General features: G+C 46.7%; 21 protein-coding genes. 16 read left to right on the top strand and 5 right to left on the bottom strand.

What is annotated here, in order from left to right:
• The first annotated feature begins 129 nt into the window (after positions 1-129).
• Both pta and lipL read left to right on the top strand, forming a co-directional pair.
• The gene (gene pta, locus JOJ89_RS20285; RefSeq protein WP_029283225.1) at positions 130-1101 is read left to right on the top strand and encodes a phosphate acetyltransferase; all 972 of its coding nucleotides are present in this window, start codon (positions 130-132) and stop codon (positions 1099-1101) included.
• Between the two features lie 89 nt (positions 1102-1190).
• On the top strand, positions 1191-2033 hold the full coding sequence (gene lipL, locus JOJ89_RS20280) for an octanoyl-[GcvH]:protein N-octanoyltransferase (RefSeq protein WP_203289190.1): 843 nt from the start codon (positions 1191-1193) through the stop codon (positions 2031-2033).
• Between the two features lie 538 nt (positions 2034-2571).
• Here lipL and JOJ89_RS20275 read toward each other — a convergent pair.
• Positions 2572-3324 (bottom strand): RsfA family transcriptional regulator, encoded by a 753-nt coding sequence (locus JOJ89_RS20275; protein ID WP_203289189.1) that lies wholly within the window; start codon positions 3322-3324, stop codon positions 2572-2574.
• 285 nt (positions 3325-3609) lie between these two features.
• Here JOJ89_RS20275 and JOJ89_RS20270 point away from each other — a divergent pair, with 285 nt between their 5' ends.
• The 3 genes from JOJ89_RS20270 to JOJ89_RS20260 all read left to right on the top strand — a co-directional run bounded on the left by JOJ89_RS20270 (position 3610) and on the right by JOJ89_RS20260 (position 5844).
• Positions 3610-3834: a YuzB family protein gene (locus JOJ89_RS20270; RefSeq protein WP_029283232.1), complete on the top strand. Its 225-nt coding sequence runs from the start codon at positions 3610-3612 to the stop codon at positions 3832-3834.
• 125 nt (positions 3835-3959) lie between these two features.
• A complete protein-coding gene (locus JOJ89_RS20265; RefSeq protein ID WP_203289188.1) occupies positions 3960-5261 on the top strand; it encodes an HD domain-containing protein in 1302 nt (433 codons plus the stop codon).
• Between the two features lie 76 nt (positions 5262-5337).
• The gene (locus JOJ89_RS20260) at positions 5338-5844 is read left to right on the top strand and encodes a YwgA family protein (RefSeq protein ID WP_029566568.1); all 507 of its coding nucleotides are present in this window, start codon (positions 5338-5340) and stop codon (positions 5842-5844) included.
• Positions 5845-5877: 33 nt separating this feature from the next.
• Here the strand turns inward: JOJ89_RS20260 and JOJ89_RS20255 are convergent, their stop codons facing one another.
• Positions 5878-6063, bottom strand: a complete 186-nt coding sequence (locus JOJ89_RS20255) for a 2-hydroxymuconate tautomerase (RefSeq protein WP_029283238.1) — start codon at positions 6061-6063, stop codon at positions 5878-5880.
• A gap of 83 nt (positions 6064-6146) precedes the next feature.
• Here JOJ89_RS20255 and JOJ89_RS20250 point away from each other — a divergent pair, with 83 nt between their 5' ends.
• Together JOJ89_RS20250 and JOJ89_RS20245 are read left to right on the top strand one after the other, a co-directional pair.
• Entirely contained in the window at positions 6147-6812 is a 666-nt protein-coding gene (locus tag JOJ89_RS20250) for a site-2 protease family protein (protein WP_029566569.1), read from the top strand.
• Between the two features lie 12 nt (positions 6813-6824).
• The gene (locus JOJ89_RS20245) at positions 6825-7340 is read left to right on the top strand and encodes a YwhD family protein (RefSeq protein WP_029283243.1); all 516 of its coding nucleotides are present in this window, start codon (positions 6825-6827) and stop codon (positions 7338-7340) included.
• A 140-nt stretch (positions 7341-7480) separates the two neighbouring features.
• On the opposite strand, the gene JOJ89_RS20240 is transcribed toward JOJ89_RS20245, so the two are convergent.
• Positions 7481-9547, bottom strand: coding sequence for a transglycosylase domain-containing protein (locus tag JOJ89_RS20240; RefSeq protein ID WP_029283245.1), 2067 nt, complete (start codon positions 9545-9547; stop codon positions 7481-7483).
• Positions 9548-9794: 247 nt separating this feature from the next.
• On the opposite strand from JOJ89_RS20240, the gene speE reads away from it, so the two are divergent.
• The 5 genes from speE (at position 9795) to JOJ89_RS20215 (ending at position 14371) form a co-directional block, all read left to right on the top strand.
• Complete coding sequence (gene speE, locus JOJ89_RS20235) at positions 9795-10625, top strand: spermidine synthase (protein ID WP_029283247.1); 831 nt, start codon at positions 9795-9797, stop codon at positions 10623-10625.
• A 16-nt stretch (positions 10626-10641) separates the two neighbouring features.
• Positions 10642-11523 (top strand): agmatinase, encoded by an 882-nt coding sequence (speB, locus tag JOJ89_RS20230; protein WP_203289187.1) that lies wholly within the window; start codon positions 10642-10644, stop codon positions 11521-11523.
• A 171-nt stretch (positions 11524-11694) separates the two neighbouring features.
• Positions 11695-12126 (top strand): YwiB family protein, encoded by a 432-nt coding sequence (locus JOJ89_RS20225; RefSeq protein ID WP_029566572.1) that lies wholly within the window; start codon positions 11695-11697, stop codon positions 12124-12126.
• On the top strand, positions 12123-13793 hold the full coding sequence (gene argS, locus JOJ89_RS20220; RefSeq protein WP_203289186.1) for an arginine--tRNA ligase: 1671 nt from the start codon (positions 12123-12125) through the stop codon (positions 13791-13793). Before JOJ89_RS20225 ends, argS begins: the two co-directional genes overlap by 4 nt.
• Before the next feature lie 146 nt (positions 13794-13939).
• Positions 13940-14371, top strand: a complete 432-nt coding sequence (locus tag JOJ89_RS20215; RefSeq protein ID WP_203289185.1) for a hypothetical protein — start codon at positions 13940-13942, stop codon at positions 14369-14371.
• An 11-nt stretch (positions 14372-14382) separates the two neighbouring features.
• Here JOJ89_RS20215 and uvsE read toward each other — a convergent pair whose 3' ends face one another.
• On the bottom strand, positions 14383-15339 hold the full coding sequence (gene uvsE / locus JOJ89_RS20210; protein ID WP_203289184.1) for a UV DNA damage repair endonuclease UvsE: 957 nt from the start codon (positions 15337-15339) through the stop codon (positions 14383-14385).
• A 21-nt stretch (positions 15340-15360) separates the two neighbouring features.
• A complete protein-coding gene (cls, locus tag JOJ89_RS20205; RefSeq protein WP_203289183.1) occupies positions 15361-16563 on the bottom strand; it encodes a cardiolipin synthase in 1203 nt (400 codons plus the stop codon).
• A gap of 206 nt (positions 16564-16769) precedes the next feature.
• On the opposite strand from cls, the gene JOJ89_RS20200 reads away from it, so the two are divergent.
• The 4 genes from JOJ89_RS20200 (at position 16770) to JOJ89_RS20185 (ending at position 22244) form a co-directional block, all read left to right on the top strand.
• Positions 16770-18881, top strand: a complete 2112-nt coding sequence (locus tag JOJ89_RS20200; protein WP_029566577.1) for a (Fe-S)-binding protein — start codon at positions 16770-16772, stop codon at positions 18879-18881.
• A gap of 148 nt (positions 18882-19029) precedes the next feature.
• On the top strand, positions 19030-20208 hold the full coding sequence (locus JOJ89_RS20195; RefSeq protein WP_029566578.1) for an acetyl-CoA C-acetyltransferase: 1179 nt from the start codon (positions 19030-19032) through the stop codon (positions 20206-20208).
• Between the two features lie 17 nt (positions 20209-20225).
• Positions 20226-21080: a 3-hydroxybutyryl-CoA dehydrogenase gene (locus JOJ89_RS20190; RefSeq protein ID WP_029283264.1), complete on the top strand. Its 855-nt coding sequence runs from the start codon at positions 20226-20228 to the stop codon at positions 21078-21080.
• A 24-nt stretch (positions 21081-21104) separates the two neighbouring features.
• Positions 21105-22244, top strand: a complete 1140-nt coding sequence (locus JOJ89_RS20185) for an acyl-CoA dehydrogenase (RefSeq protein WP_203289182.1) — start codon at positions 21105-21107, stop codon at positions 22242-22244.
• Positions 22245-22419: the final 175 nt, after the last annotated feature.

The raw sequence follows: 22419 nt of genomic DNA, 5'->3' as shown, positions 1-22419 counted from the left end.
TTGTCTATTTAGAAAATAAAGAATTTGTCGTGTAAGCGCTGCATTGGTCCCGGCTTGTTTGAATTTGCCTGAAAGTGGAGTATCCTTGTCTGTAGAGTGTTTGTTTTTAACAAATTAGGAGGTTTTGGAATGTCTGATTTATTTAGTCTTTTAAAAGAGAAAGTATCAGGAAAAGAGCTGAAACTTGTTTTCCCTGAAGGAACGGATGAGCGTATTCTTACAGCTGCAAACCGTCTTGCCGGAGAAGGCATTCTCGTGCCGATTCTTGTCGGAAGCAAAGATGAGATCACAGCAAAAGCGAATGAACTGAATCTTACACTTGAAGGTGTTGAGATCTATGATCCTCAGACATTTGAAGGCATGAATGAGCTTGTGGCATCTTTTGTAGAGCGCCGCAAAGGAAAAGCGACAGAAGAACAGGCTCAAAAGATTCTATTGGATGAAAACTACTTCGGCACAATGCTTGTTTACACAGGGCAAGCACACGGACTTGTAAGCGGCGCGGCGCATTCTACAGCAGATACTGTTCGCCCGGCTCTTCAAATCATTAAAACAAAAGAAGGCATCAAAAAAACATCAGGCGTGTTCATCATGGTGCGCGGCGATGAAAAATATGTCTTTGCAGACTGCGCAATCAACATTGCCCCAGACAGCCAGGACCTTGCTGAAATCGCCATCGAAAGCGCGAAAACAGCAGACATGTTCAACATTGAGCCAAGAGTGGCGATGCTCAGCTTTTCAACAAAAGGCTCAGCTAAATCACCTGAAACAGAGCGTGTAGCAGAAGCTGTGAAAATTGCAAAAGAAATGGACCCGACGCTTGTGCTTGACGGCGAATTCCAATTTGACGCTGCGTTCGTACCTTCCGTGGCAGCTTCTAAAGCTCCGGACTCCGTTCTTAAAGGCGACGCTAACGTATTTGTTTTCCCAAGCCTTGAAGCAGGCAACATCGGCTACAAAATCGCTCAGCGCCTGGGCAACTTTGAAGCAGTAGGCCCAATCCTGCAGGGACTGAATGCACCGGTTAACGACTTGTCACGCGGATGCAACGCAGAAGATGTATACAAACTTGCATTGATTACTGCCGGACAGGCAATCTAATCGTACGGAAAGAGACAGCGGCCGCTGTCTCTTTTTTCTGATCACATGCTATAATGAACATGTTTATAAACGCTAAGGAGTCTACGAAGATGTCTTTTGAAACATTGCTGAAACAGGATGAATGGAAAATTGTCGACCAGTCCAGTCTCGGGCCGCATTTTGATGCGAGGCAGTCCTTTGCCATGGATGACACCTTGTGCGCTGCTGTCGGAAACGGCACATCGCCTGCAACGGCGAGAACATGGGTGCACCACAAAACGGTTGTACTCGGCATTCAGGACACAAAGCTTCCTTATTTGCAGGATGGCATAGCTTTTCTGAAGGAGCAGGGCTACAGGGTCATCGTCCGGAACTCCGGCGGTCTCGCTGTTGTACTTGATGAGGGTGTCCTCAACATTTCGCTTATTTTTCCTGAAACAGATAAAGGAATTGATATAAACCGCGGCTATGACACGATGTGGGATCTGATCAAACGGATGCTGAAGCCCTACAATGCGGAGATTGAAGCCCGCGAGATAACCGGCTCGTACTGCCCAGGCAGCTATGACCTCAGCATTGACGGGAAAAAGTTCGCAGGGATCTCGCAGCGCAGACTGCGCGGAGGAATTGCCGTTCAGATCTATCTGTGTGCAGATGGAAGCGGTTCAGAGCGTGCTGAGCTCATCCGCAGGTTTTATGAACTTGCCAAAAAAGGAGAGCAGACAAAATTTGCGTATCCCGAAATTGTTCCGGAAACAATGGCTTCATTAAGCGAGCTGCTTCAGGACGGCATCACGGTGCAGTCGCTGATGCTTTCTTTTCTGAAGACACTGAAGGAACTGAGCGGCAGAATCTACTCAGCATCCCTTTCTGTTGATGAGCAGGTGCTGTTTGAAAAAAACCTGCTTCGGATGTATGACAGAAATGAGAAGGTATTTGGGACCGTTCAATAGAGGGCAAAAAAGCAGGCAGGAGGGGTTTCCTTCCTGTTTTTTTGTGGGTGTCTTCATTGTGCAAAGTTTGTGCGGTAAACCTTGTTTAAGAGCACTAGGGTGTCTACCCAGCTAAGAGTTTGTGCAGCAAACAAGGTTTAAGAGCACAAACGCGTCTGCCCAGCTAAGAGTTTGTGCTGCTAACCAGGTTTAAGAGCACAAACGTGTCTACCCAGCTAAGAGTTTGTGCTGCTAACCAGGTTTAAGAGCACTAACTTATCTACCCAGCTAAGAGTTTGTGCTGCTAACCAGGTTTAAGAGCACAAACGTGTCTACCCAGCTAAGAGTTTGTGTTGCTAACAAGATTTAAGAGCACAAACGCGTCTACCCAGCTAAGAGTTTGTGCGACTAACACGGTTTAAGAGCACAAACGCCCCATCACAATCCGCCGTAAGTGCTCCAAACCTCTTTTCTGAAACAAGAGCATTCAGCCTTTCAATAATCTCTCCTCGATGTGTCTTCAACTAAAAAAAGATGCCCCATCAGGACATCTTTTGCATCACTCCGCCAGCTTCTCCAAATTGCCGTTCCGGTCCATTTTGAACTTTGTGGCCGGACGCTCTTCTTCTTCAAATAAGACAAGCTTTCTTGCACGGTTCATGATTTTCATGAGGGTTTCGTAATCTTCCTGCACCATGACGGTATCCTGCTCGAGCTGTGATACTTTTACAGCAAGGTCCTGGTTCCGCATGGAAAGCTCGTAGTTTTCGCGCTTTAATCTCTCATTCTCAAGTTTCAGTGCATTTACGTGCTCGTTTGACTGAGAATATGATTCTAGAAATGAAATGACCTGGTTCATGGTCAGTTCGGCTGGTGCTGAAGGCAGCGAAGGTCTGCGGGCTGTAAATGGAATCTCATAGGTTTCTTCCATGTGCACATCTTCCTGGTAGGCAGGGTGTGTCACAGCAGGCAGTTCTTCTTGTTCATAGACAGCCGGATGAATTTCTTCAGATACAGGTACATTCTCAGTTTCAAGCGGAGAGTAGAGCAGCTGCTTTTTGGCGGGCTGTCCTTTTCCTGCTGCGCGCATTTTTTGCTTGCGCTGTTTTTTGGCAAGCTGAAGCGCTTTTTCATAGTTATGGCGGACAACGGCGTTCCAGCGGAATCCGCAGGCGGCCGACGTGCGGTTAAGCTTGTCTCCTACTTCTTCAAAGGCATTCAGCTGTGTGCTTCCTTCGCGGACGTGGCGGAGGACAGTTTCAGCCAATAACAGATCATCTTCTTCTGACCAGGCGTCTTGTCGCTGTTTCATGTGTTCCAACTCCCTTAATAAAAGTGTAGATAGAATAATTTCTTAAGATGCGAAGCAGATAAAATGTGCATCCGCTTTTCATTAGATAAATAGTTGTGTATTTTCTTGTTACCATTCTGGCCAGATTGGGCGGGTTTTATACAAAAACTTTACAAGGATAGTAGATTTTCCGAAAAGGGATTCTTTCTAGAAGTTATTTCCCCCGGCTTGCATTGGCGTTCAAATAGCTGTAAAATACCAAATAGTGTTTGAACGTGATTCACAGAAGGAAAGGGTTGTAAGACAGTGGCAAATGAATTCAGAATATGCGACGATTGCCAGGCAACCAACATGAAGACGTTGCTGCCGCGCCTGAAAAAAGTGGATCCTGATGCGAAAATTGACATCGGGTGCCAGTCATACTGCGGTCCAGGCAGAAAAAAATCGTTTGCGTTTGTTAATAACCGTCCGCTATCAGCTCCGAATGAGGACGAGCTGATCGTTAAAATTGAAACAAAATTGAAGAAATAATATCACCATTGGCACATCCTGCAGTGGTGATTTTTTTATCGGATTCATTTTGAAAATAATGGTTGAAGCCATCATTTCCAAATCGATATAATGGATACAAGTCAAGATGGAAGAGGGAACTTTAAGTGGCCATTAGCGGAAAGCTTTCTGAGGAAAAAGTGTTTAAAGATCCGGTACACAGATATATCCATGTAAGGGACAAGCTGATTTGGGATCTGATTGGAACGAAAGAGTTTCAAAGGCTCCGCAGGATCAGACAGCTCGGAACGACCTACCTTGTCTTCCACGGAGCAGAACACAGCCGGTTTAATCATTCTTTAGGAGTCTATGAAATTGTGCGGAGAATCGTAGATGACGTCTTTAAAGGACGTCCTGAGTGGAATGATGACGACAGGCTTCTTTCGCTTTGCGCAGCCCTTCTGCACGATTTGGGGCACGGTCCGTTTTCGCATTCATTTGAAAAAGTGTTTCACATGGATCACGAACAATTTACACGGGAGATTCTGACGGGTGATACGGAAGTGAATGCCGTCCTGCGCCAGATGGGTGACGATTTCCCGAAAAAGGTGGCCGAAGTGATCGGCAAAACGTATGAGAATAAGCAGGTCGTCAGCCTTATTTCGAGCCAGATTGACGCCGACCGGATGGATTACCTGCAGCGGGATGCTTATTTTACAGGAGTCAGCTACGGACATTTTGATATGGAGCGGATACTCAGGGTCATGAGGCCGCGCGAAGATCAGGTGGTCATCAAGCAAAGCGGGATGCATGCTGTAGAAGATTACATTATGAGCCGATATCAAATGTACTGGCAGGTTTATTTTCATCCTGTGACACGAAGTGCAGAGGTTATCCTGACAAAAATACTGCACCGTGCGAAGGATCTTCATAAAAACTACTACACATTCAGGCAGGACCCGGTCCACTTTTATTCTATTTTTGAAGAGGAAGTCACCACGGAGGATTATCTGAAGCTTGATGAGTCCGTTGTGATGTATTATTTCCAGCAGTGGCAGGAGGAAGCGGATCCGATTCTGAGCGACCTTTGCAGAAGGTTCATGAACAGGAACCTGTTTCAATATGCGGAGTTTAATCCTGCTGCAACAGTGGAAATGAAGAAGCTGATGGAGCTTACAGCTTTGTTTAAAAAAGCAGGCATCGACCCTGACTATTATCTTGTAGTGGATTCATCGTCTGATCTTCCTTACGATTTTTACCGTCCGGGAGAGGAAGAGGAGCGTCTTCCGATTCATCTGCAGCTGCCAAACGGAGATTTGCGGGAGCTTTCCCGCCAGTCGGAGATTGTAGATGCGATATCAGGAAAGCGCAGAACCGACCACAAGCTGTATTTTCCATTAGATCTCATAAAGGATATGTCATCAAAACGAACAGCGAAGAAACGGATTATGGAATTGCTGAATGTTTAGGCCGGGAGCGGGCCGCTTCAGTACACAATAAAAAGAGAGAGATACTGTGAAAATACAAGGTTAGGAGTGTTGGGGTTTGCTGAATGAACACGCAAAGCTGATGAAGGTCTTTTCTTCTTCGGGTGAGATTACCGGACGGAAAAAGCTGCAGAAGATGATCTACATAGCCAAAAAGATCAATCTTCCTTTTTATGAAAAATATGATTTTCACTTTTACGGACCATATTCAGAGGAACTGACGCTAAGGATTGAAGAGCTCTGCAATCTCGGGTTTCTGAATGAAATGCACGAGAAAAAAGGCGGATATTTTCAGTACCGCTATTCCCTGACAGAGTCGGGCGAAGAGTTTCTTGCCAATTATGAGCCGGACATGCCGCCGATGCAGGAATGCATGCAGGATTTAAACGGCCAGTCTGCCAGATTCCTCGAGCTTGTCTCGACCGTTCTGTACTTTGATTCCCTTGAAAAAGAGGAAGTGAAAGAAAAGGTCTTTACGCTTAAGAGCAAGCAGAAATATACAGAAGAAGAAATCGGCCAGGCGTATGAGTACATAGAGGCGATTCGTACGAAGGCTTTTCAATAGAAAATCCCCCGGGCTCTGCCGGGGGATTTTTGCTTACTGATCGCTGAGGCGTTTTCCGCCAACTCCATAATGATTTTTGCTCATTTCTTCAATAAATACAGCGATTTTCTCCGCAGGAGCGCCTGTTGTTTCGGATACAGCTGCAGTTACTTTTTCAACTAGTGCTTTTTTCTGGTCTTCTGTGCGGCCTTCAAGCATTTTTACAGTTACGTATGGCATTGTCACACTCTCCTTTTTGTATTCTAGGTGGATTCTTCTATAGTATACTTGAAGGAGAATAGAATGTTTAGCGAGGAGAATGATTGGTGGAATTTTTGGCGTTTGATTTAGAGCTCATTCCGTACGTTGTGATTGTGCTTGCCATTGCGTTTTCGGTGCATGAGTTTGCCCATGCGTATGTAGCCTTTAAATTTGGAGATCCTACTGCAAAGAATCAGGGAAGGCTGACACTGTCGCCGCTGAAGCATCTTGATCCGTTCGGGACGATTTTGATATTTATTGCGGGCTTCGGGTGGGCGAGGCCGGTTCCGGTCAACCGGTTTTATTTTAAAAAGCCGCGGCTTGCCGGAATTCTCGTATCGGCTGCCGGGCCCCTCAGCAATTTGCTCGTCGCTTTTATTGGCCTGGCGTTATGGTATATACTTTTGAGTACAGGGGTTTTGACCGGTTTGTCATCAGGTATGGCAGAAAGTCTGGAGCAGTTTTTTAACATCCTTGTGGGATTAAATATTACCCTGTTCATTTTCAACCTGTTTCCGTTTCCGCCGCTTGACGGATACCGGATCATTGAAGATCTGGCGCCTTCGCGCATCCGGGCGAAAATGACGCAGTTTGAAAACTACGGGATTGTTGTTTTTTTGATTTTAGTTCTGACACCGCTTGACGAATACACGATTCAGCCGGCGTTTTCATATGGAACGGATGCTGTGCTGACGGTTTTTCAAACAATACTCACCCCGTTTTTCTAGGAGGTTATCTAAATGGAGCAAGATAAGAAAAAGAAAAAGGTTGCGTTCAATATCATCAAAAACGATCCGACTGACGGCCACGGCGGCTATGGGGTCGGTGCACTGAGCCTTGAGAATATTTCTCCTGTGTTTATAGATGTAAATGAGGGGGAAGCTTTTGTCGACATCGGTGCGATGCATGCGAGAAGCACGGTTGAAAAGGGTATTAAGTTTCTTCCGAACAAGGAGGATGTGCCGAACGGGAAGCCGTTCTGGCTCGTATGGGTGACCATTGACCGCAAAGCAGAAGGGCCGTACTACGCTGGCGTAACGGCTTGTGAAATGACGGTCGACCGTGAAATCAGAAGAGGCTATAAGTCGCTCCCTGAACACGTAAACAAGATGGATAAATCGCTTAAGCGCCATATTATGGTTGATCACATGGATGTCCCTTCTAAAGGAGTGCTGATGAACTTTTTGAAGAACCACAATGCAGATATGTGGAACAACTCCGGTGCGGAGCTGAAAACAGGGCTTGGGGAATCGTGACAATCCTGTGACGTTCCTGTGAACAAATTGTCAAATTCTTTCGATTTTAGTAAACTGAAGATAGCTTATAAAGCTAGGACACGAAAAACCCCGGACCATGGGCGGTCCGGGGTTTTTCATCTAGTAGGGGCGGCTGATGCCTAGTCCCACCATTTCCATACTTTTTTGTACCACGTTTCTTCCTGCTTTTCTTCCCCTTTTTGAGGAGTGCTGTTCCCGTCTTCTAAGTGATCTGTGCAATACTCCGTCGGCTCTGTGCCTTTTACGAAATAAGCGAACCTCTTAGCCGGACAGTTGTCTGATGCGAGCTTGCCGGTCTTCGGATTGATGTAGACGCCAATGACGCCTTTAGGAGGAGAGAAAGCCTTCACTGACTCATCCTTCAGCGCTTCTTCCATAAACCCTGCCCAAATGTCCTTGGCATAGCTGCGTTCTGCTACTGCATCGATCGTCTGGTCTTTGTCATAGCCTGTCCAGACACCAGCAACAAGCTGCGGGGCATAGCCGATCATCCAGCTGTCAGTCTTAGTTGTACCGGATTTTCCTGCATATTCCCGCGAAAGTTTCGGGATGATTGCGTGGCCGGTAACGGATGTATAATCATTCAGCTGCTCATCAAACATTCCGGTCATCAAATGGGATGTGACAAAGGCTGCTTCTGCGTTCAGTACTTGTTCACCCGTTTTTTCCTTCTGATAAATGACGTTTCCTTCTGCATCTTCCACTCTTTTGATGAAGGAAGGCTCGATTTGCTTGCCGCCGTTTGCAAGCATCCCGTATCCGCCGACCATTTCGGAAAGCTTTACGGGAGACGTGCCTAAAGCAAGTGACGGCACCTTCTGCAGCCTGCTTGTAATGCCCAGTGCTTTGGACGAGTCAATCAGCTCATTCATGCCAAGGAAAAGGTGTGTTTTCACAGCATAGATGTTGTCTGAAAGCGCAATGGCCTGTGCAAGGGTGATGTCGCCGTCTGCATAATAGCCGTTATAGTTGCTTGGCTTGTAAACCGATTTACCGTCCTCAAATTTGAACGTATACGGCTCGCTTTTCAGCAGGGTAGAAGGGGTGAACCCTTTGTTCACTGCGGCATAATAGAGAAACGGCTTCATTGTCGAACCGGGCTGTCTCTTAGCCTGTGTAGCCCTGTTGAAGGGGCTTGCTGCGTAGTCTCTGCCGCCGATCAGCGCCTTTACCTGCCCCGTTTTCGGGTCCATGGCCATAAATCCCGCCTGAATGGCTGAATCCTCATCAATGATGTCTGCCATCTTCTGCTCTGCGATTTTTTGCATCTCAAGATCAAGGGTCGTAAAAATCCGCAAACCCCGCGTTTCAATTGTGACTCTGTCAAGGTTGAGCTTTTCAGACAGCTCCTTCATAACAGCATCCTGGAAATACGGTGCTGCTTCGGGTGCTTTAACAGCTTCAATTGCTCTGTATTTTAAAGGTTCATTATAGGCTTTATCTGCTTCTGCCTGTGTGATAAGCTCTTGGTTCACCATCGTTTTCAAGATCAGTTCCTGCCTGCTTTTCGCCCGCTCCTGATTGTCAAAAGGAGAATAAGAGCCTGGCGCTTTAGGGATTCCTGCAAGCATTGCTGCTTCAGCGAGGGATAATTCTGCGGCCGTTTTGTCAAAATAATACCTGGCGGCAGCTTCAGCCCCGTATGCCCCGTGGCCGTAGTAAATCGTATTTAAATAGCCTTCCAGAATCTCTTCTTTGCTGTAATTCAGCTCAAGGCGTATAGTGTAAAAAGCTTCAGACAGTTTTCGCTTCCATGTTTTATCGTGTCCAAGATAAAGGTTACGTGCGTACTGCTGGGTAATCGTGCTCGCTCCCTGAACCTTTGCCATTGCTTTTAAATCTGCAAGCGCAGCACCGGCGATCCGTTTATAGTCAAACCCGTGATGACTGTAAAAGTGCCTGTCCTCGACAGCCACTGTCGCTGCCAGCAGGGAAGGGGACATTTCTTCGAGATTCACCCAGTACCGTTTGCCGCCGTGATGGGTTCTTGCAATCTCAGACCCGTCACCTGCATACATAATGGAAGACTGCTGAACGGCCAGGGAAGGAGCACCCTGCCATTTTGCCGTAAGCATGACGGTGCCGAGCAAGACTGACCCTGTAAAAATGGCAATAAGACTGATGAAAAAAGCAGCTCGTACTGCTTTGATAGTTATGCGCATTCTCCGCGGCGTCATAACCTCCATGTTCCCCACCTCATTTCTGCATCTTTTCGGAATACGTGAAATCCGCAACATTTCCTGATAATCAGTATGAGAAAATCTCAGTCTTTTTAAACCTTTTCTATTAAAATTCTTCTTGCAATTTTGCTAGATTCATCTATACTTTTCCGTGAGGTTTTGAACTCGAAATTTGGCGAATCAGAATGACCGATTAGGGAATAATCGTTACTGTAGCTTTAAAAGAAACTATATATAGAAAGGAAGTTTTAATATGGGAGGACATTGGTTTACAGAAAAACAAACCGAAAACTTCGGCATTACGATTAAAATTAACCGCACTTTACATACAGAGCAGACAGAATTCCAGAAGCTTGACATGGTCGAAACAGAAGAGTGGGGCAACATGCTTCTTTTGGACGGCATGGTCATGACTTCACAGGTAGATGAATTCGTCTATCATGAAATGGTTGCTCACGTACCTCTATTTACACACCCGAATCCTGAAAACGTTCTTGTTGTAGGCGGAGGAGACGGCGGGGTAATCCGTGAAATTATGAAGCACCCAGGCGTGAAAAAAGCGACGCTTGTTGATATTGACGGAAAAGTAATCGAGTACTCTAAAAAGTACCTGCCTGAAATTGCCGGAGAGCTTGAAAATGAGCGCGTAGAGGTAAAAGTCGGCGACGGATTCATGCATATTGCAGAGAGCAATAACGAATACGATGTCATCATGGTTGATTCTACGGAGCCTGTAGGACCTGCTGTGAACCTTTTCTCTAAAGGCTTCTATGCTGGAATTTCAAAAGCCCTTAAAGAAGACGGCATCTTTGTTGCACAGTCAGACAACCCTTGGTTCACGCCTGACCTGATCCGCAACGTGCAGCGCGATGTAAGAGAAATCTTCCCGATTACGCGTCTTTACACAGCAAACATCCCCACATACCCAAGCGGACTTTGGACGTTCACACTTGGATCGAAAAAATATGATCCGCTTGAAGTGAGCGAAGACCGCTTCCATGAGATCGAAACGAAGTATTACACAAAAGAGCTTCATAAAGCAGCGTTTGTCCTGCCGAAATTTGTAGCAGATCTAATCAAATAATCAGGAGGAAACACAAATGCGATTTGATGAAGCCTATTCAGGCAACGTTTTTATTAAAAGCCACCCGACATTCGAAGACAGCGAAGCCGTCCTCTACGGCATGCCGATGGACTGGACAGTAAGCTACCGTCCCGGTTCAAGATTCGGCCCAGCGCGCATCCGCGAAGTGTCAATCGGTCTTGAAGAATACAGCGCGTATTTAGACCGCGAGCTTGAAGAAGTAAAATACTTTGATGCAGGGGACATTCCGCTTCCGTTCGGCAACGCGCAGCGCAGCCTTGATATCATCGAAGATTTTATTGATAAAGTACTGGCAGAGGATAAGTTCCCGCTTGGAATGGGCGGAGAGCATCTCGTTTCATGGCCGGTCATCAAAGCGATGTACAAAAAATATCCGGATCTTGCGATTATCCATATGGATGCCCATACGGATCTTCGCGAAGAGTACGAAGGGGAGCCTCTTTCCCACTCAACGCCGATCCGCAAAGCGGCCAATCTGATTGGACCGTCGAATGTGTATTCTTTCGGCATCCGTTCAGGCATGAGGGAAGAATTTAAGTGGGCAAAGGAAAACGGCATGCACATCTCGAAATTCGAAGTGCTTGAGCCGCTGAAGGAAATCCTTCCGACTCTTGCCGGACGTCCGGTTTATGTCACAATCGACATCGATGTTTTGGACCCTGCACACGCACCTGGAACGGGAACTGTTGATGCAGGCGGCATTACATCAAAAGAACTGCTTGCTTCCATTCATGCGATTGCAGGCTCTGATATTCATGTTGTCGGTGCAGACCTCGTAGAAGTCGCGCCTATCTATGACAACTCTGAACAGACGGCCAATACAGCAAGCAAACTGATTCGTGAAATGATTTTAGGCTGGGTGCAAAAGCGCCCGTAATGAGAAAAGCTCCAGCTTTGAACTGGAGCTTTTTCATATTCAGCTAATTTTGGGGTATAAAAGGCCTTAGAACGTCAACGATGATAACTACTTGCCTTCTATTGAATTTTCTGCCCGAAATCTTTATACTGGATAAGTTAATAGCGGATACTTTTATAAGGATGTGTGACAATGACGGCAAGCAAACCAGTTCAAGTGATCGTAAAAACGGAGATCAATCAGGGCGGGGACACAGAAAACCTGGAGCTTTTTACTTCCGGCGAGCACTATGTAAAAAATAACGCCTCCTATTTAAGCTATCACGAGGAACACGAGTACGGAAAAGTAAAAACAGTCGTCAAATTCAGGGATGATGAAGTGTTTATTATGAGGTCCGGGGCAGTCTCCATGAAACAGCGCTTTGTAAAAGATGTGGACACCATGACAAACTACAGGACGCAGTTCGGGGAACTCAGGCTTGAAACGAGGACAAAAGCCATTTCTGTCAGGATGACTGACGGGAACGCAGGCGGCATCATCCGTGTTCAATATGAACTTCAAATCGGCGAAGAAGATTCGCATTCACATATGTTAACGATCATGTTTAGGGAGGAAAAAGGATGAACATCGTTGAGCAGGTTAAAGAACGGTTAAAAGACGAAATTAAAGCATCAGTACTTAAGGCTGGACTTGCAGAAGAAAGCCAGATTCCAGATGTGATTTTAGAGCTTCCGAAAGAAAAAGCGCATGGCGACTATTCAACAAACATGGCGATGCAGCTTGCGCGTGTTGCAAAAAAAGCACCTCGTGCGATTGCAGAAAGCATTGTAGCGTCTTTTGATAAAGGAAAGGCATCAATCGAAAAAATTGAAATTGCCGGACCAGGTTTCATCAATTTTTACATGAATAATTCGTACCTTACGGATCTCATCCCGTCTATTTTAGAAGCAGGAGAGGCCTACGGCGAAGTGAACATCGGCAACAACGAAAAGCTTCAGGTTGAGTTTGTATCAGCCAACCCGACAGGAACGCTTCACTTGGGCCACGCGCGCGGTGCAGCGGTCGGAGATTCCCTGTGCAACATTCTTGATAAAGCCGGCTATGATGTTTCACGCGAGTATTACATTAACGATGCAGGCAACCAGATCAACAACCTCGCTCTGTCAGTTGAAGCGCGCTATCTGCAGGCTCTTGGACAGGACGCAGCGATGCCTGAAGACGGCTATCACGGCAAGGACATCATTGATATCGGCAAAAAGCTTGCCGACGAATTCGGTGACCGGTTCGTGTCAGAAAGCAAAGAAGAGCGTCTTGCGTTTTTCCGTGAGTACGGCCTGAAATTCGAGATGGATAAACTGAAGAAGGATCTGGATGCATTCCGCGTGCCGTTTGACGTCTGGTATTCGGAAACATCTCTTTACCAAAACGGGAAAATTGATGCTGCTCTTGCTGTTCTCCGCGAAAAAGGACATATTTTCGAGGAAGAGGGAGCGACTTGGTTCCGTTCAACGGCATACGGCGATGATAAAGACCGCGTGCTTATTAAAAATGACGGCTCCTACACGTATTTAACGCCGGATATCGCTTATCACAAAGATAAGCTTGACCGCGGATTTACAAAGCTGATCAACATCTGGGGCGCTGACCATCACGGCTACATTCCGCGCATGAAAGCGGCAATCGAAGCGCTTGGATACGAAAAAGACACACTGGAAGTTGAAATCATCCAGCTCGTTCACTTATACAAAAACGGCGAAAAGATGAAAATGAGCAAACGGACAGGCAAAGCTGTGACGATGCGCGATCTGATGGAAGAAGTAGGACTTGATGCTGTACGCTACTTCTTCGCGATGAGAAGCGCTGATACACACATGGACTTTGATATGGACCTTGCAGCATCACAGTCGAACGAAAACCCGGTATTCTATGCCCAATATGCACATGCCCGCATCGAAAGCATGCTGCGCCAGGGGGCAGAGCAGGGACTTTCATACGAAGATGTTCAGAACTTTAACGATATAACATCTGAAAAAGAAGTAGAGCTGCTGAAAAAACTCGGCGAATTCCCGCAGGCAGTAACAGAAGCAGCTGCAAAGCGTATCCCGCACAGAATCACAAACTACATTTATGATCTGTCATCTGCGCTTCACAGCTTCTACAACGCAGAAAAAGTGCTTGACCCTGAAAACGAAGCGAAGAGCAAAGCGCGTCTCGCGTTAATGAAAGCAACACAAATCACATTGAAAAACTCGCTTACTCTAATTGGAGTATCTGCTCCTGAAAAAATGTAAGGAAGAAAGAACGGCTGATGGCCGTTCTTTTTTATTTTGCCAATTGAGCGTTCTTGGAGCAGTATTTCGGTGAACTATGATGAAATACAGTACCATCCACCCGTTAAATTTCCTGAAAAAGGTTTTAAACTGTATGAGGGTGAGGTATGAAATCAACAGAATACATAAAGGAGGTCATGAAGATGGGATGTCTTTCTTCCATGATGAAAATTCCGGGTACAATATTAATCCTGTTTCTTGGATGGATGACAGCGGACGGGCTGATAAAAAATGTATCAGCGGGAGCTGTGGGTTACGCGGCGGCATGCGTGGTTTTTCTTGTAGTACTTGCAGGTATTTTATACATGATGTGGGGGAAGGAGCGCCATAAAGTTAGATCGAAAGTGGGAGACTATGCGATGCTGATTTTCACGCCTCTATTTGCTGTTATGACAGGCTATGCAACATATGCCGGATTCAAGGAAGGAGAATATCTTATTGCATGCGCTGCGGCCCTGTTTTGTCTTGTTGCCGCCTTCATGTCCTGGGCCGCCTTTATAACATTGTTTGACAAAGAAACAGAGGATCAGGGAGCTTAAGCCGACTGATCCTACCACACAACTGATCCTCCGCTCATCCGCTTTACACCCCGGATGGCGGAAATCTCTTCTACAAGCCTCAAAACGGCACGGTCCTTCTGTTTGGCTTCAATCATAAAATCACTGTCCAAATCCATTTCTTTAAGCTTTTTCAAAAGAGGCATGATGAAATCAGGGTCCACATAATCGGCATGGGCTCTGAGCTCCTTCTCTGATTTTGGGGAGGATATATGGATCTTCGGTTTTTTCCCGGTGCCGTCCCACGTTCGCGCAAACCGGATCAGCAGCTCCTCAAGATCGTCCTCATCGGTTTTATTGGCAATGTAGTGATGATAATCGAACATGAGCGGGATGTTTTCCTTCTCGCAGATTGCCAGTGTTTCGGATGTTGTATATGTTTTATCATCATTTTCAAGGGTCATCCGTGCTTTAATTTCAGCCGGAAGCTTCTTTATATTGCGGTAAAAGCGTTCTGTCGCCGTTTCTTTGTTCCCGTACGCGCCGCCGACATGAATGTTGATAAACCCCTCATCCTCAAGACCCATCCCCTTCAGGAGATCATAGTGATACTGCATATCAGCTACGGCATTTTCTGTAATATGCGGCTTGTCGCTCGTAAACAGGGTGAACTGATTAGGATGAAAGCTGACCCGGAGACTGTTCTTTCTCACCAAACTGCCGATCTCCTGCAAAAGACCGCCAAACGGCGTCAAGAAATCCCACTTTACTTCTGGGTGGGTAGCAAGTGGAATAAGGGAAGATGAGAAACGGTAGAGCGGAATCTCATGGGCGACGCTATAATGCAGAATGCGCAGCGTATGCTGGAGGTTCTGCTCTGCAACAGTATGAAGCGCCTGATCGGCCTCTTCGCGGTCAAGCTTAGAATAGCGGGCAAAAGTCATCGTTTTTGCAGGGGAGCAGTCCCACAAGTTAAGAGCATTTGATACATAGCCGAACCGGATTTCCATGATATTCTCCTTTCGCCGGTTTTATAAGAAATAAGATACGAAGGAAGCGGTTTTCTCCATCACCCTTTGCCGGACAGATCTGCTGTTATAATGGTCGAGGGTTAATTTCGCAGACCTCTTCATATCCTCCACCACAGTAAGCTTGACCTCCTTAACAAAGGAACTGTCATAAACAAGGCAGTTGAATTCGTCATTTAAAAAAAGGCTCCGCTTATCAAAGTTTGCTGTCCCGATGTCACAGAAGCCGTCATCAACGACAATGACTTTCGCATGATAAAAACCATAATAATATTGATAAATGTCACAGCCGGCCTTCAAAAGAGGACCGAAATAAGGGAAAGACGCTTCTTTCACAAACGGATGATCAGCCTTCATCGGCACCATAATCTTGACTGAAACTCCGCGGTTCCTTGCGTTCAAAAGCTCTTTCATCAGTTTCTTTCCGGGAATGAAATAAGGGGAACAAATCAGAAGCTCTTTTTTTGCTTCTTTAACAAATGCGAGAAAATTCTTCTCAAGTTCCATGCCCGGAGTCGTAAGAAACCTGTGCTCAAACCGGCCTTGTGCAAGAGAAGGAAAAAGCCCATTATCCTCTTCAGGCTGCTCATCAGACGCAGCGTTCCAGTCGGTCAGAAACTGCCGCTGCAAATCCTGTACGCCTTCCCCCGTAACCCGCAGATGATAATCTCTCCAAAAGCCGAACTTCGGGTCTTTGCCAAGATACTCTTTCCCGATATTAAAGCCTCCGGTGTAGCCCGTCCTGCCGTCAATGACAGTAATTTTTCTGTGATTTCTTGTCTGTGAGCTGTAAAAAAAGAAGGGCCATTTCGGTTTATGGGCAAAAGCAAAGGAAATGCCGCTTTCTTTCAGCTGCTGAATTTTCTTTTCTTCAAGGTGATGGCTGCCGACATAGTCAGCAAGCAGCCGCACGCTGATTCCCTGCTCCGCTTTTTTCTGCAGGAGGGAAAGAAAGGACTCGCTGTCAGGGTCATTTTTTATAATATAAAATAACACATGAACCGAATGGGTGCTATTTTCAATATCCTCAAACAGCCGTTCATAAAAGTGCTGGCCGACAGTGAACAGCTCCAAATCACTTTTTCTCGGAGGAAAGACAGTTGCGGCAGCCGTCTTTACGTGCTGCATTCGCCCAAAATAAAAGTCCATAGAGAGAAAAACAGCAAGAATAATCATAACCGCTGTGAAAAAAAGAATGCCGTTCATTCCAAACCCTCCATGAATTCATCTATCTTTTATCTTTTACGTCGGGATGAAAAATTATCAGGGGAAGATTGAGTGAAAATCATTGACTGAATGCTCATTCATTATTATCATGTAAGTATAGGTTAAATTCTGAAAATTAAATGGATTTAAAGTATTTGAAATCATGGGGAAACGGGAAATTTCATCACAGAAACGGGGGAGAGACAGTGGACGCACTGCTATGGGTCAACTTTTTGGCATTCATACTTGTAACCGCTTACGGAGTCAGTTTGTTTGTATACCTGATCCGTTCACGCATGGCTTATATCAAGCTCGGACGAAAACAGGAGTTTGATCAGCGATTAAATGAGCGGCTGAAAAACATTATGGTGAATGTTTTCGGCCAGAAAAAGCTATTAAAGGATAAAAAGAGCGGAATCATGCACGTCATGTTCTTCTACGGATTTATCCTTGTCCAGTTTGGGGCGCTTGATTTTATTATTAAAGGGTTAATTCCGGATGCGCATCTGCCGCTTGGGCCGCTGTATCCAGGATTTACATTCTTCCAGGAAATCGTCACGCTGATGATTCTTGTTGCGGTTGTATGGGCTTTTCACCGCAGATACATAGAAAGGCTCGTCCGTCTTAAAAAGAACTTCAAAGCGGGTCTTGTCCTGATTTTCATCGGCGGGCTGATGCTTTCTGTTCTTCTTGGAAACGGAATGAACCTCATCTGGCACAATCATGAGCTGACATGGACAGAACCGATCGCATCAAGCTTTGCATATCTGCTTAGCTTTGTCGGTGAAACGGGAGCTGCCGTCATCTTTTACATTTCATGGTGGGTTCATTTATTGATCCTTTTAACATTCCTTGTCTATGTACCGCAGTCAAAACACGCACATTTGCTTGCAGGACCGGCCAACGTCTATTTCGGACGTCTTTCGAATCCTGGAAAGCTTGAGAAAATTGATTTTGAAGATGAGACTCAGGAGACTTTCGGGGTCGGTAAAATTGAAGATTTCAAACAGACGCAGCTGATTGACTTATATGCCTGCGTAGAGTGCGGGCGCTGTACGAATATGTGTCCTGCAACAGGAACAGGCAAAATGCTGTCGCCGATGGACCTGATCTTAAGGCTTCGCGACCATTTAACGGAAAAAGGCGCTGCCGTCACATCAATGTCACCATGGGTTCCTGCCTATGCATTTGCAGATACGAAGGGAAACCAGCTTGCTGCGATGGCCCAGGGACAGGGTTCACAGGAAGCTGCAGCATCGCTTGCCTATAATCCGAGCCTGATCGGGGAAATCATCACAGAAGAGGAAATCTGGGCATGTACAACGTGCCGCAACTGTGAGGATCAGTGTCCGGTAATGAATGAGCACGTTGATAAAATTATTGATATGCGCCGTTATCTTGTTCTTACTGAAGGAAAAATGGACGCAGATGCCCAGCGCGCCATGACGAACATTGAGCGCCAGGGAAATCCGTGGGGCCTTAACCGCAAAGAGCGTGAAGACTGGCGCGAGGCACGCGAAGATGTTCATGTTCCGACGGTGAAAGAAATGAACAAGGCAGGCGAAGAGTTTGAATACCTGTTCTGGGTCGGATCTATGGGATCTTATGACAACCGAAGCCAGAAAATCGCCCTTTCATTTGCAAAGCTTCTGAACGAAGCGGGAGTGAAGTTTGCTATTCTTGGAAACAAGGAAAAGAACTCTGGAGACACGCCGCGCCGTCTTGGAAACGAATTTTTGTTCCAGGAGCTTGCGACGAAAAACATTGATGAATTCCAGAAAAATGAGATCAAAAAGATTGTCACAATTGATCCGCATGCTTATAACATTTTCAAAAATGAATATCCTGACTTTGGGCTTGAAGCAGAGGTATACCATCATACAGAGCTGCTTGCATCATTAGTGAAGGAAGGAAAGCTTGTTCCAAAGCATGAAGTGAAGGAAACGATCACGTTCCACGATTCCTGCTACCTTGGCCGCTATAACGAAGTGTATGAGCCGCCTCGCGAAATATTAAAAGCCATTCCGGGCGTAAAGCTTGTTGAGATGAACCGGAACCGGGAAACAGGCATGTGCTGCGGAGCCGGCGGAGGTTTGATGTGGATGGAAGAGGATGCCGGTTCGCGTGTTAACGTGGCGAGAACGAACCAGGCGCTTGAAGTGAATCCGACTGTCATCAGTTCCGGATGTCCTTACTGCCTGACCATGCTCAGTGACGGAACGAAAGCAAAAGAAGTTGAAGAGACAGTCAGCACGTATGATGTGGCAGAGCTGCTTGAAAAAGCAGTGATTGGAGAAGGAAAAGAAAGTGCCGCTTAAAGTGTGAACAGCCAATAGTCCAAATAGGAAGGTGAGACGGATTTCGTTTCACCTTATTGGCTGGACCCATACTGAGCGAGCGTTCAATCGGCAATTTTGTAACCGCTTTCTACAAATCTTTTATAAAAATACGGAGGGATGATGAACGATGAACAGGACAGTTATTGTAAGCGGAGTGCGCACACCTTTTGGGAAATTTGGCGGAGGGCTGAGCACGCTGACAGCATCGCAGCTTGGCGGCATCGCCATTAAAGAAGCGTTAGAGCGCGCTGGCGTAAAAGCAGAGGAAGTAGATGAAGTCATCATGGGTTCTGTTCTTCAGGGCGGACAGGGGCAGATTCCTTCCCGCCAGGCAGCAAGACACGCAGGCATGCCGTGGGAAGTGAAAACCGAAACAATCAATAAAGTCTGTGCTTCCGGCCTTCGAAGCGTGACGCTCGCCGACCAGATTATCCGTGCAGGCGACGAAGAAGTCATTGTTGCAGGCGGGATGGAGTCGATGAGCAATGCGCCGTACATGATGCCAAAAGCAAGATGGGGACTTCGCATGGGAGATGCAAAGGTTCAGGACATGATGGTGCATGACGGACTGACGTGCACATTTACAGGTGTGCATATGGGAACCTACGGAAATGAAACGGCATCAGAGCTTGAAATTTCAAGAGAAGCACAGGATGCATGGGCGCTCAGAAGCCATGAGCGGTCCACCGCAGCCATTGAGTCAGGAAAACTGGGCGAAGAAATTGTTCCTGTCCCTGTACCGCAGAGAAAAGGAGATCCTGTCATCGTTCAGCACGACGAAGCACCAAGAAAAGATACTTCAATCGAAAGGCTTTCAAAGCTGTCTCCCGTTTTTAATCAGGCAGGGACGATTACAGCGGGCAACGCCCCTGGAGTGAATGACGGGGCAGGCGCTCTTGTTCTCATGAGCGAGGAACGGGCTCAAAAAGAAGGAAAGCAGCCGCTGGCAGCAATCCTTGGCCACACGGCGATTGCACTTGAAGCGAAGGATTTTCCAAAGACGCCGGGCCTTGTCATTCTTGAGCTTTTAAAGAAAACGGGCAGAAAGCTTGAAGAAATCGATTTATTTGAAATAAACGAGGCGTTCTCGGCGGTTGCTCTTGCAAGCAATCAACTTGCCGGTCTTGACCCTGAAAAAGTGAACGTAAACGGCGGAGCTGTGGCACTTGGACACCCGATCGGGGCAAGCGGAGCGCGGATTATCATCACATTGATTCACGAGCTGAAACGTCGCGGCGGCGGCATCGGCATTGCGGCCATCTGCAGCGGCGGAGGCCAGGGCGACGCAATTATGGTGGAAGTTTAAAAGCAGGAGGGATATCGATGAGTATTCAAAACGTAATGGTAATCGGGGCAGGACAGATGGGGTCAGGCATCGCGCAGGTTTGCGCAATGGCAGGATATAACGTTTTAGTCAACGACCTGAAAGAGGAATTTGTTTTAAAAGGACTCGCCTCTATTGAAAAAAACCTTCAGCGGCAAGTAGATAAGCAGAAGCTAACAGCAGATCAAAAACAGGAAATCTTAAGCAGGCTTAAGCCGTCAGCAGATTTGCAGGATGCAGCCGGGACGGACCTTGTCATTGAAGCAGCTGTTGAGAACATGGCAATCAAAACAGACATATTCGCAAAGCTTGATAAAATCACGCCGGAAACGACGATTCTCGCAACAAACACATCTTCCCTGCCGATCACGGAAATTGCGGCAGCAACAAACCGTCCGGAAAAAGTCATCGGCATGCACTTTATGAATCCTGTTCCTGTCATGAAGCTTGTTGAAATTATCCGGGGCCTTGCAACAGCAGATGAAGTGTATCAGTCGATAGAAGATATGACGAAAACGCTGAATAAAATCCCGGTTGAGGTCAATGATTTTCCCGGATTTGTTTCAAACCGCATTCTGATGCCGATGATCAATGAAGCGATCTATACGCTTTATGAAGGGGTGGCAGAGAAAGAAGCGATTGATGAAGTGATGAAGCTTGGCATGAACCATCCGATGGGGCCGCTGACGCTTGCTGACTTTATCGGTCTTGATACATGCCTCTACATTATGGAAACGCTGCATGAAGGCTTCGGCGACGACAAATACCGCCCATGTCCGCTTCTCAGAAAATATGTGAAAGCTGGCTGGCTCGGACGCAAAACAGGCAGAGGATTCTATTCATACGAAGGGTAGACGGACATCACAGGGGGACGGGATATGAATATTCGCTTCACGGAAGAACAGGAAATGATGAGGAAAATGGTCAGGGATTTTGCCCAGGCTGAAATCGAACCGTTTGTCGAAAGGATGGAAAAGGGAGAATTCCCCCGGGACATTCTCCGGAAAATGGGATCTCTCGGCCTGATGGGTATCCCTGTGCCGGAACAGTACGGCGGAGCCGGAATGGACTTTACATCCTACATTATTGCCATTCATGAACTTTCAAAGGTCAGTGCGACAGTCGGGGTCATCCTGAGCGTCCATACATCGGTTGGAACAAATCCGATCCTCTATTTCGGAACGGAAGAGCAGAAAAACAAGTACATTCCAAAGCTTGCAAGCGGCGAGTACCTCGGCGCATTCTGCCTGACTGAACCGGGATCAGGATCTGATGCAGGCAGCCTCAAAACAAAAGCAGTCAAAAAAGACGGCACCTACATTCTGAACGGCTCAAAAGTGTTTATTACAAACGGCGGGGAAGCAGATACGTACATTGTTTTCGCTTCTACGAACGCTGAGGCGGGCCTAAAAGGGATTTCTGCTTTTATCGTCGAGAAAAACACAAAAGGCCTTGTCATCGGAAAAGACGAACATAAAATGGGTCTGTACGGTTCAAGAACGGTTCAGCTTTCGTTTGAAGATGCTGAAGTGCCTGCTGAAAATCTGCTCGGCGAAGAAGGCGAAGGCTTCAAAATTGCGATGGCCAACCTTGACGTCGGGCGCATCGGAATTGCTGCCCAGTCGCTCGGAATTGCCCAGGCCGCCCTTGAAAAATCGGTTGAATACGCAAAAGAGCGCGTCCAGTTTGGAAGGCCGATCTCATCCCAGCAGGGAATCGGCTTCAAGCTTGCCGACATGGCGACAGCCGTCGAGGCATCAGAACTGCTCACCTACAGAGCGGCATTCATGAGAGAAAACGGCATGCCGTGCGGCAAAGAAGCATCCATGGCAAAGCTGTTCGCATCCAAAACAGCCATGGAAACAGCAACAGAAGCCATCCAGGTCTTCGGCGGCTACGGCTACACAAAAGACTACCCCGTCGAACGCTACTTCCGCGATGCCAAAGTCTGCGAAATCTACGAAGGCACAAGCGAGATTCAAAGAATCGTCATCAGCAAGCATTTAACTAAGGGGTAAAGCAGAAGGATATTTTCGTAAAGGTGGTCGCTTTCTGTTTGCACTTGCACAATAGTGGATTGCAGCGGAAGGAACTTGACTCCTTGTCCAGCTGCAGCGCCCAACTCCTCTGTCAGAACAAAATCCCCCAAAAAGTCAAACCCGGACTTTTCGGGTGATTTCTTATCTGACTGCC

This window comes from Metabacillus sp. cB07, assembly GCF_016839225.1.
Classification (GTDB): Bacteria; Bacillota; Bacilli; order Bacillales; family Bacillaceae; genus Bacillus_P; species Bacillus_P indicus.
This window is presented reverse-complemented; position numbering and strand designations above follow the sequence as displayed.

Excerpts from the sequence above, each read along its gene's own strand:
- pta (WP_029283225.1), top strand. The coding sequence starts at position 130 with ATGTCTGATTTATTTAGTCTTTTAAAAGAGAAAGTATCAGGAAAAGAG.
- lipL (WP_203289190.1), top strand. The coding sequence starts at position 1,191 with ATGTCTTTTGAAACATTGCTGAAACAGGATGAATGGAAAATTGTCGAC.
- JOJ89_RS20275 (WP_203289189.1), bottom strand. The coding sequence starts at position 3,324 with ATGAAACAGCGACAAGACGCCTGGTCAGAAGAAGATGATCTGTTATTG.
- JOJ89_RS20255 (WP_029283238.1), bottom strand. The coding sequence starts at position 6,063 with ATGCCATACGTAACTGTAAAAATGCTTGAAGGCCGCACAGAAGACCAG.
- JOJ89_RS20245 (WP_029283243.1), top strand. The coding sequence starts at position 6,825 with ATGGAGCAAGATAAGAAAAAGAAAAAGGTTGCGTTCAATATCATCAAA.
- JOJ89_RS20240 (WP_029283245.1), bottom strand. The coding sequence starts at position 9,547 with ATGGAGGTTATGACGCCGCGGAGAATGCGCATAACTATCAAAGCAGTA.
- speE (WP_029283247.1), top strand. The coding sequence starts at position 9,795 with ATGGGAGGACATTGGTTTACAGAAAAACAAACCGAAAACTTCGGCATT.
- speB (WP_203289187.1), top strand. The coding sequence starts at position 10,642 with ATGCGATTTGATGAAGCCTATTCAGGCAACGTTTTTATTAAAAGCCAC.
- JOJ89_RS20225 (WP_029566572.1), top strand. The coding sequence starts at position 11,695 with ATGACGGCAAGCAAACCAGTTCAAGTGATCGTAAAAACGGAGATCAAT.
- argS (WP_203289186.1), top strand. The coding sequence starts at position 12,123 with ATGAACATCGTTGAGCAGGTTAAAGAACGGTTAAAAGACGAAATTAAA.
- JOJ89_RS20215 (WP_203289185.1), top strand. The coding sequence starts at position 13,940 with ATGAAATCAACAGAATACATAAAGGAGGTCATGAAGATGGGATGTCTT.
- uvsE (WP_203289184.1), bottom strand. The coding sequence starts at position 15,339 with ATGGAAATCCGGTTCGGCTATGTATCAAATGCTCTTAACTTGTGGGAC.
- cls (WP_203289183.1), bottom strand. The coding sequence starts at position 16,563 with ATGAACGGCATTCTTTTTTTCACAGCGGTTATGATTATTCTTGCTGTT.
- JOJ89_RS20195 (WP_029566578.1), top strand. The coding sequence starts at position 19,030 with ATGAACAGGACAGTTATTGTAAGCGGAGTGCGCACACCTTTTGGGAAA.
- JOJ89_RS20190 (WP_029283264.1), top strand. The coding sequence starts at position 20,226 with ATGAGTATTCAAAACGTAATGGTAATCGGGGCAGGACAGATGGGGTCA.
- JOJ89_RS20185 (WP_203289182.1), top strand. The coding sequence starts at position 21,105 with ATGAATATTCGCTTCACGGAAGAACAGGAAATGATGAGGAAAATGGTC.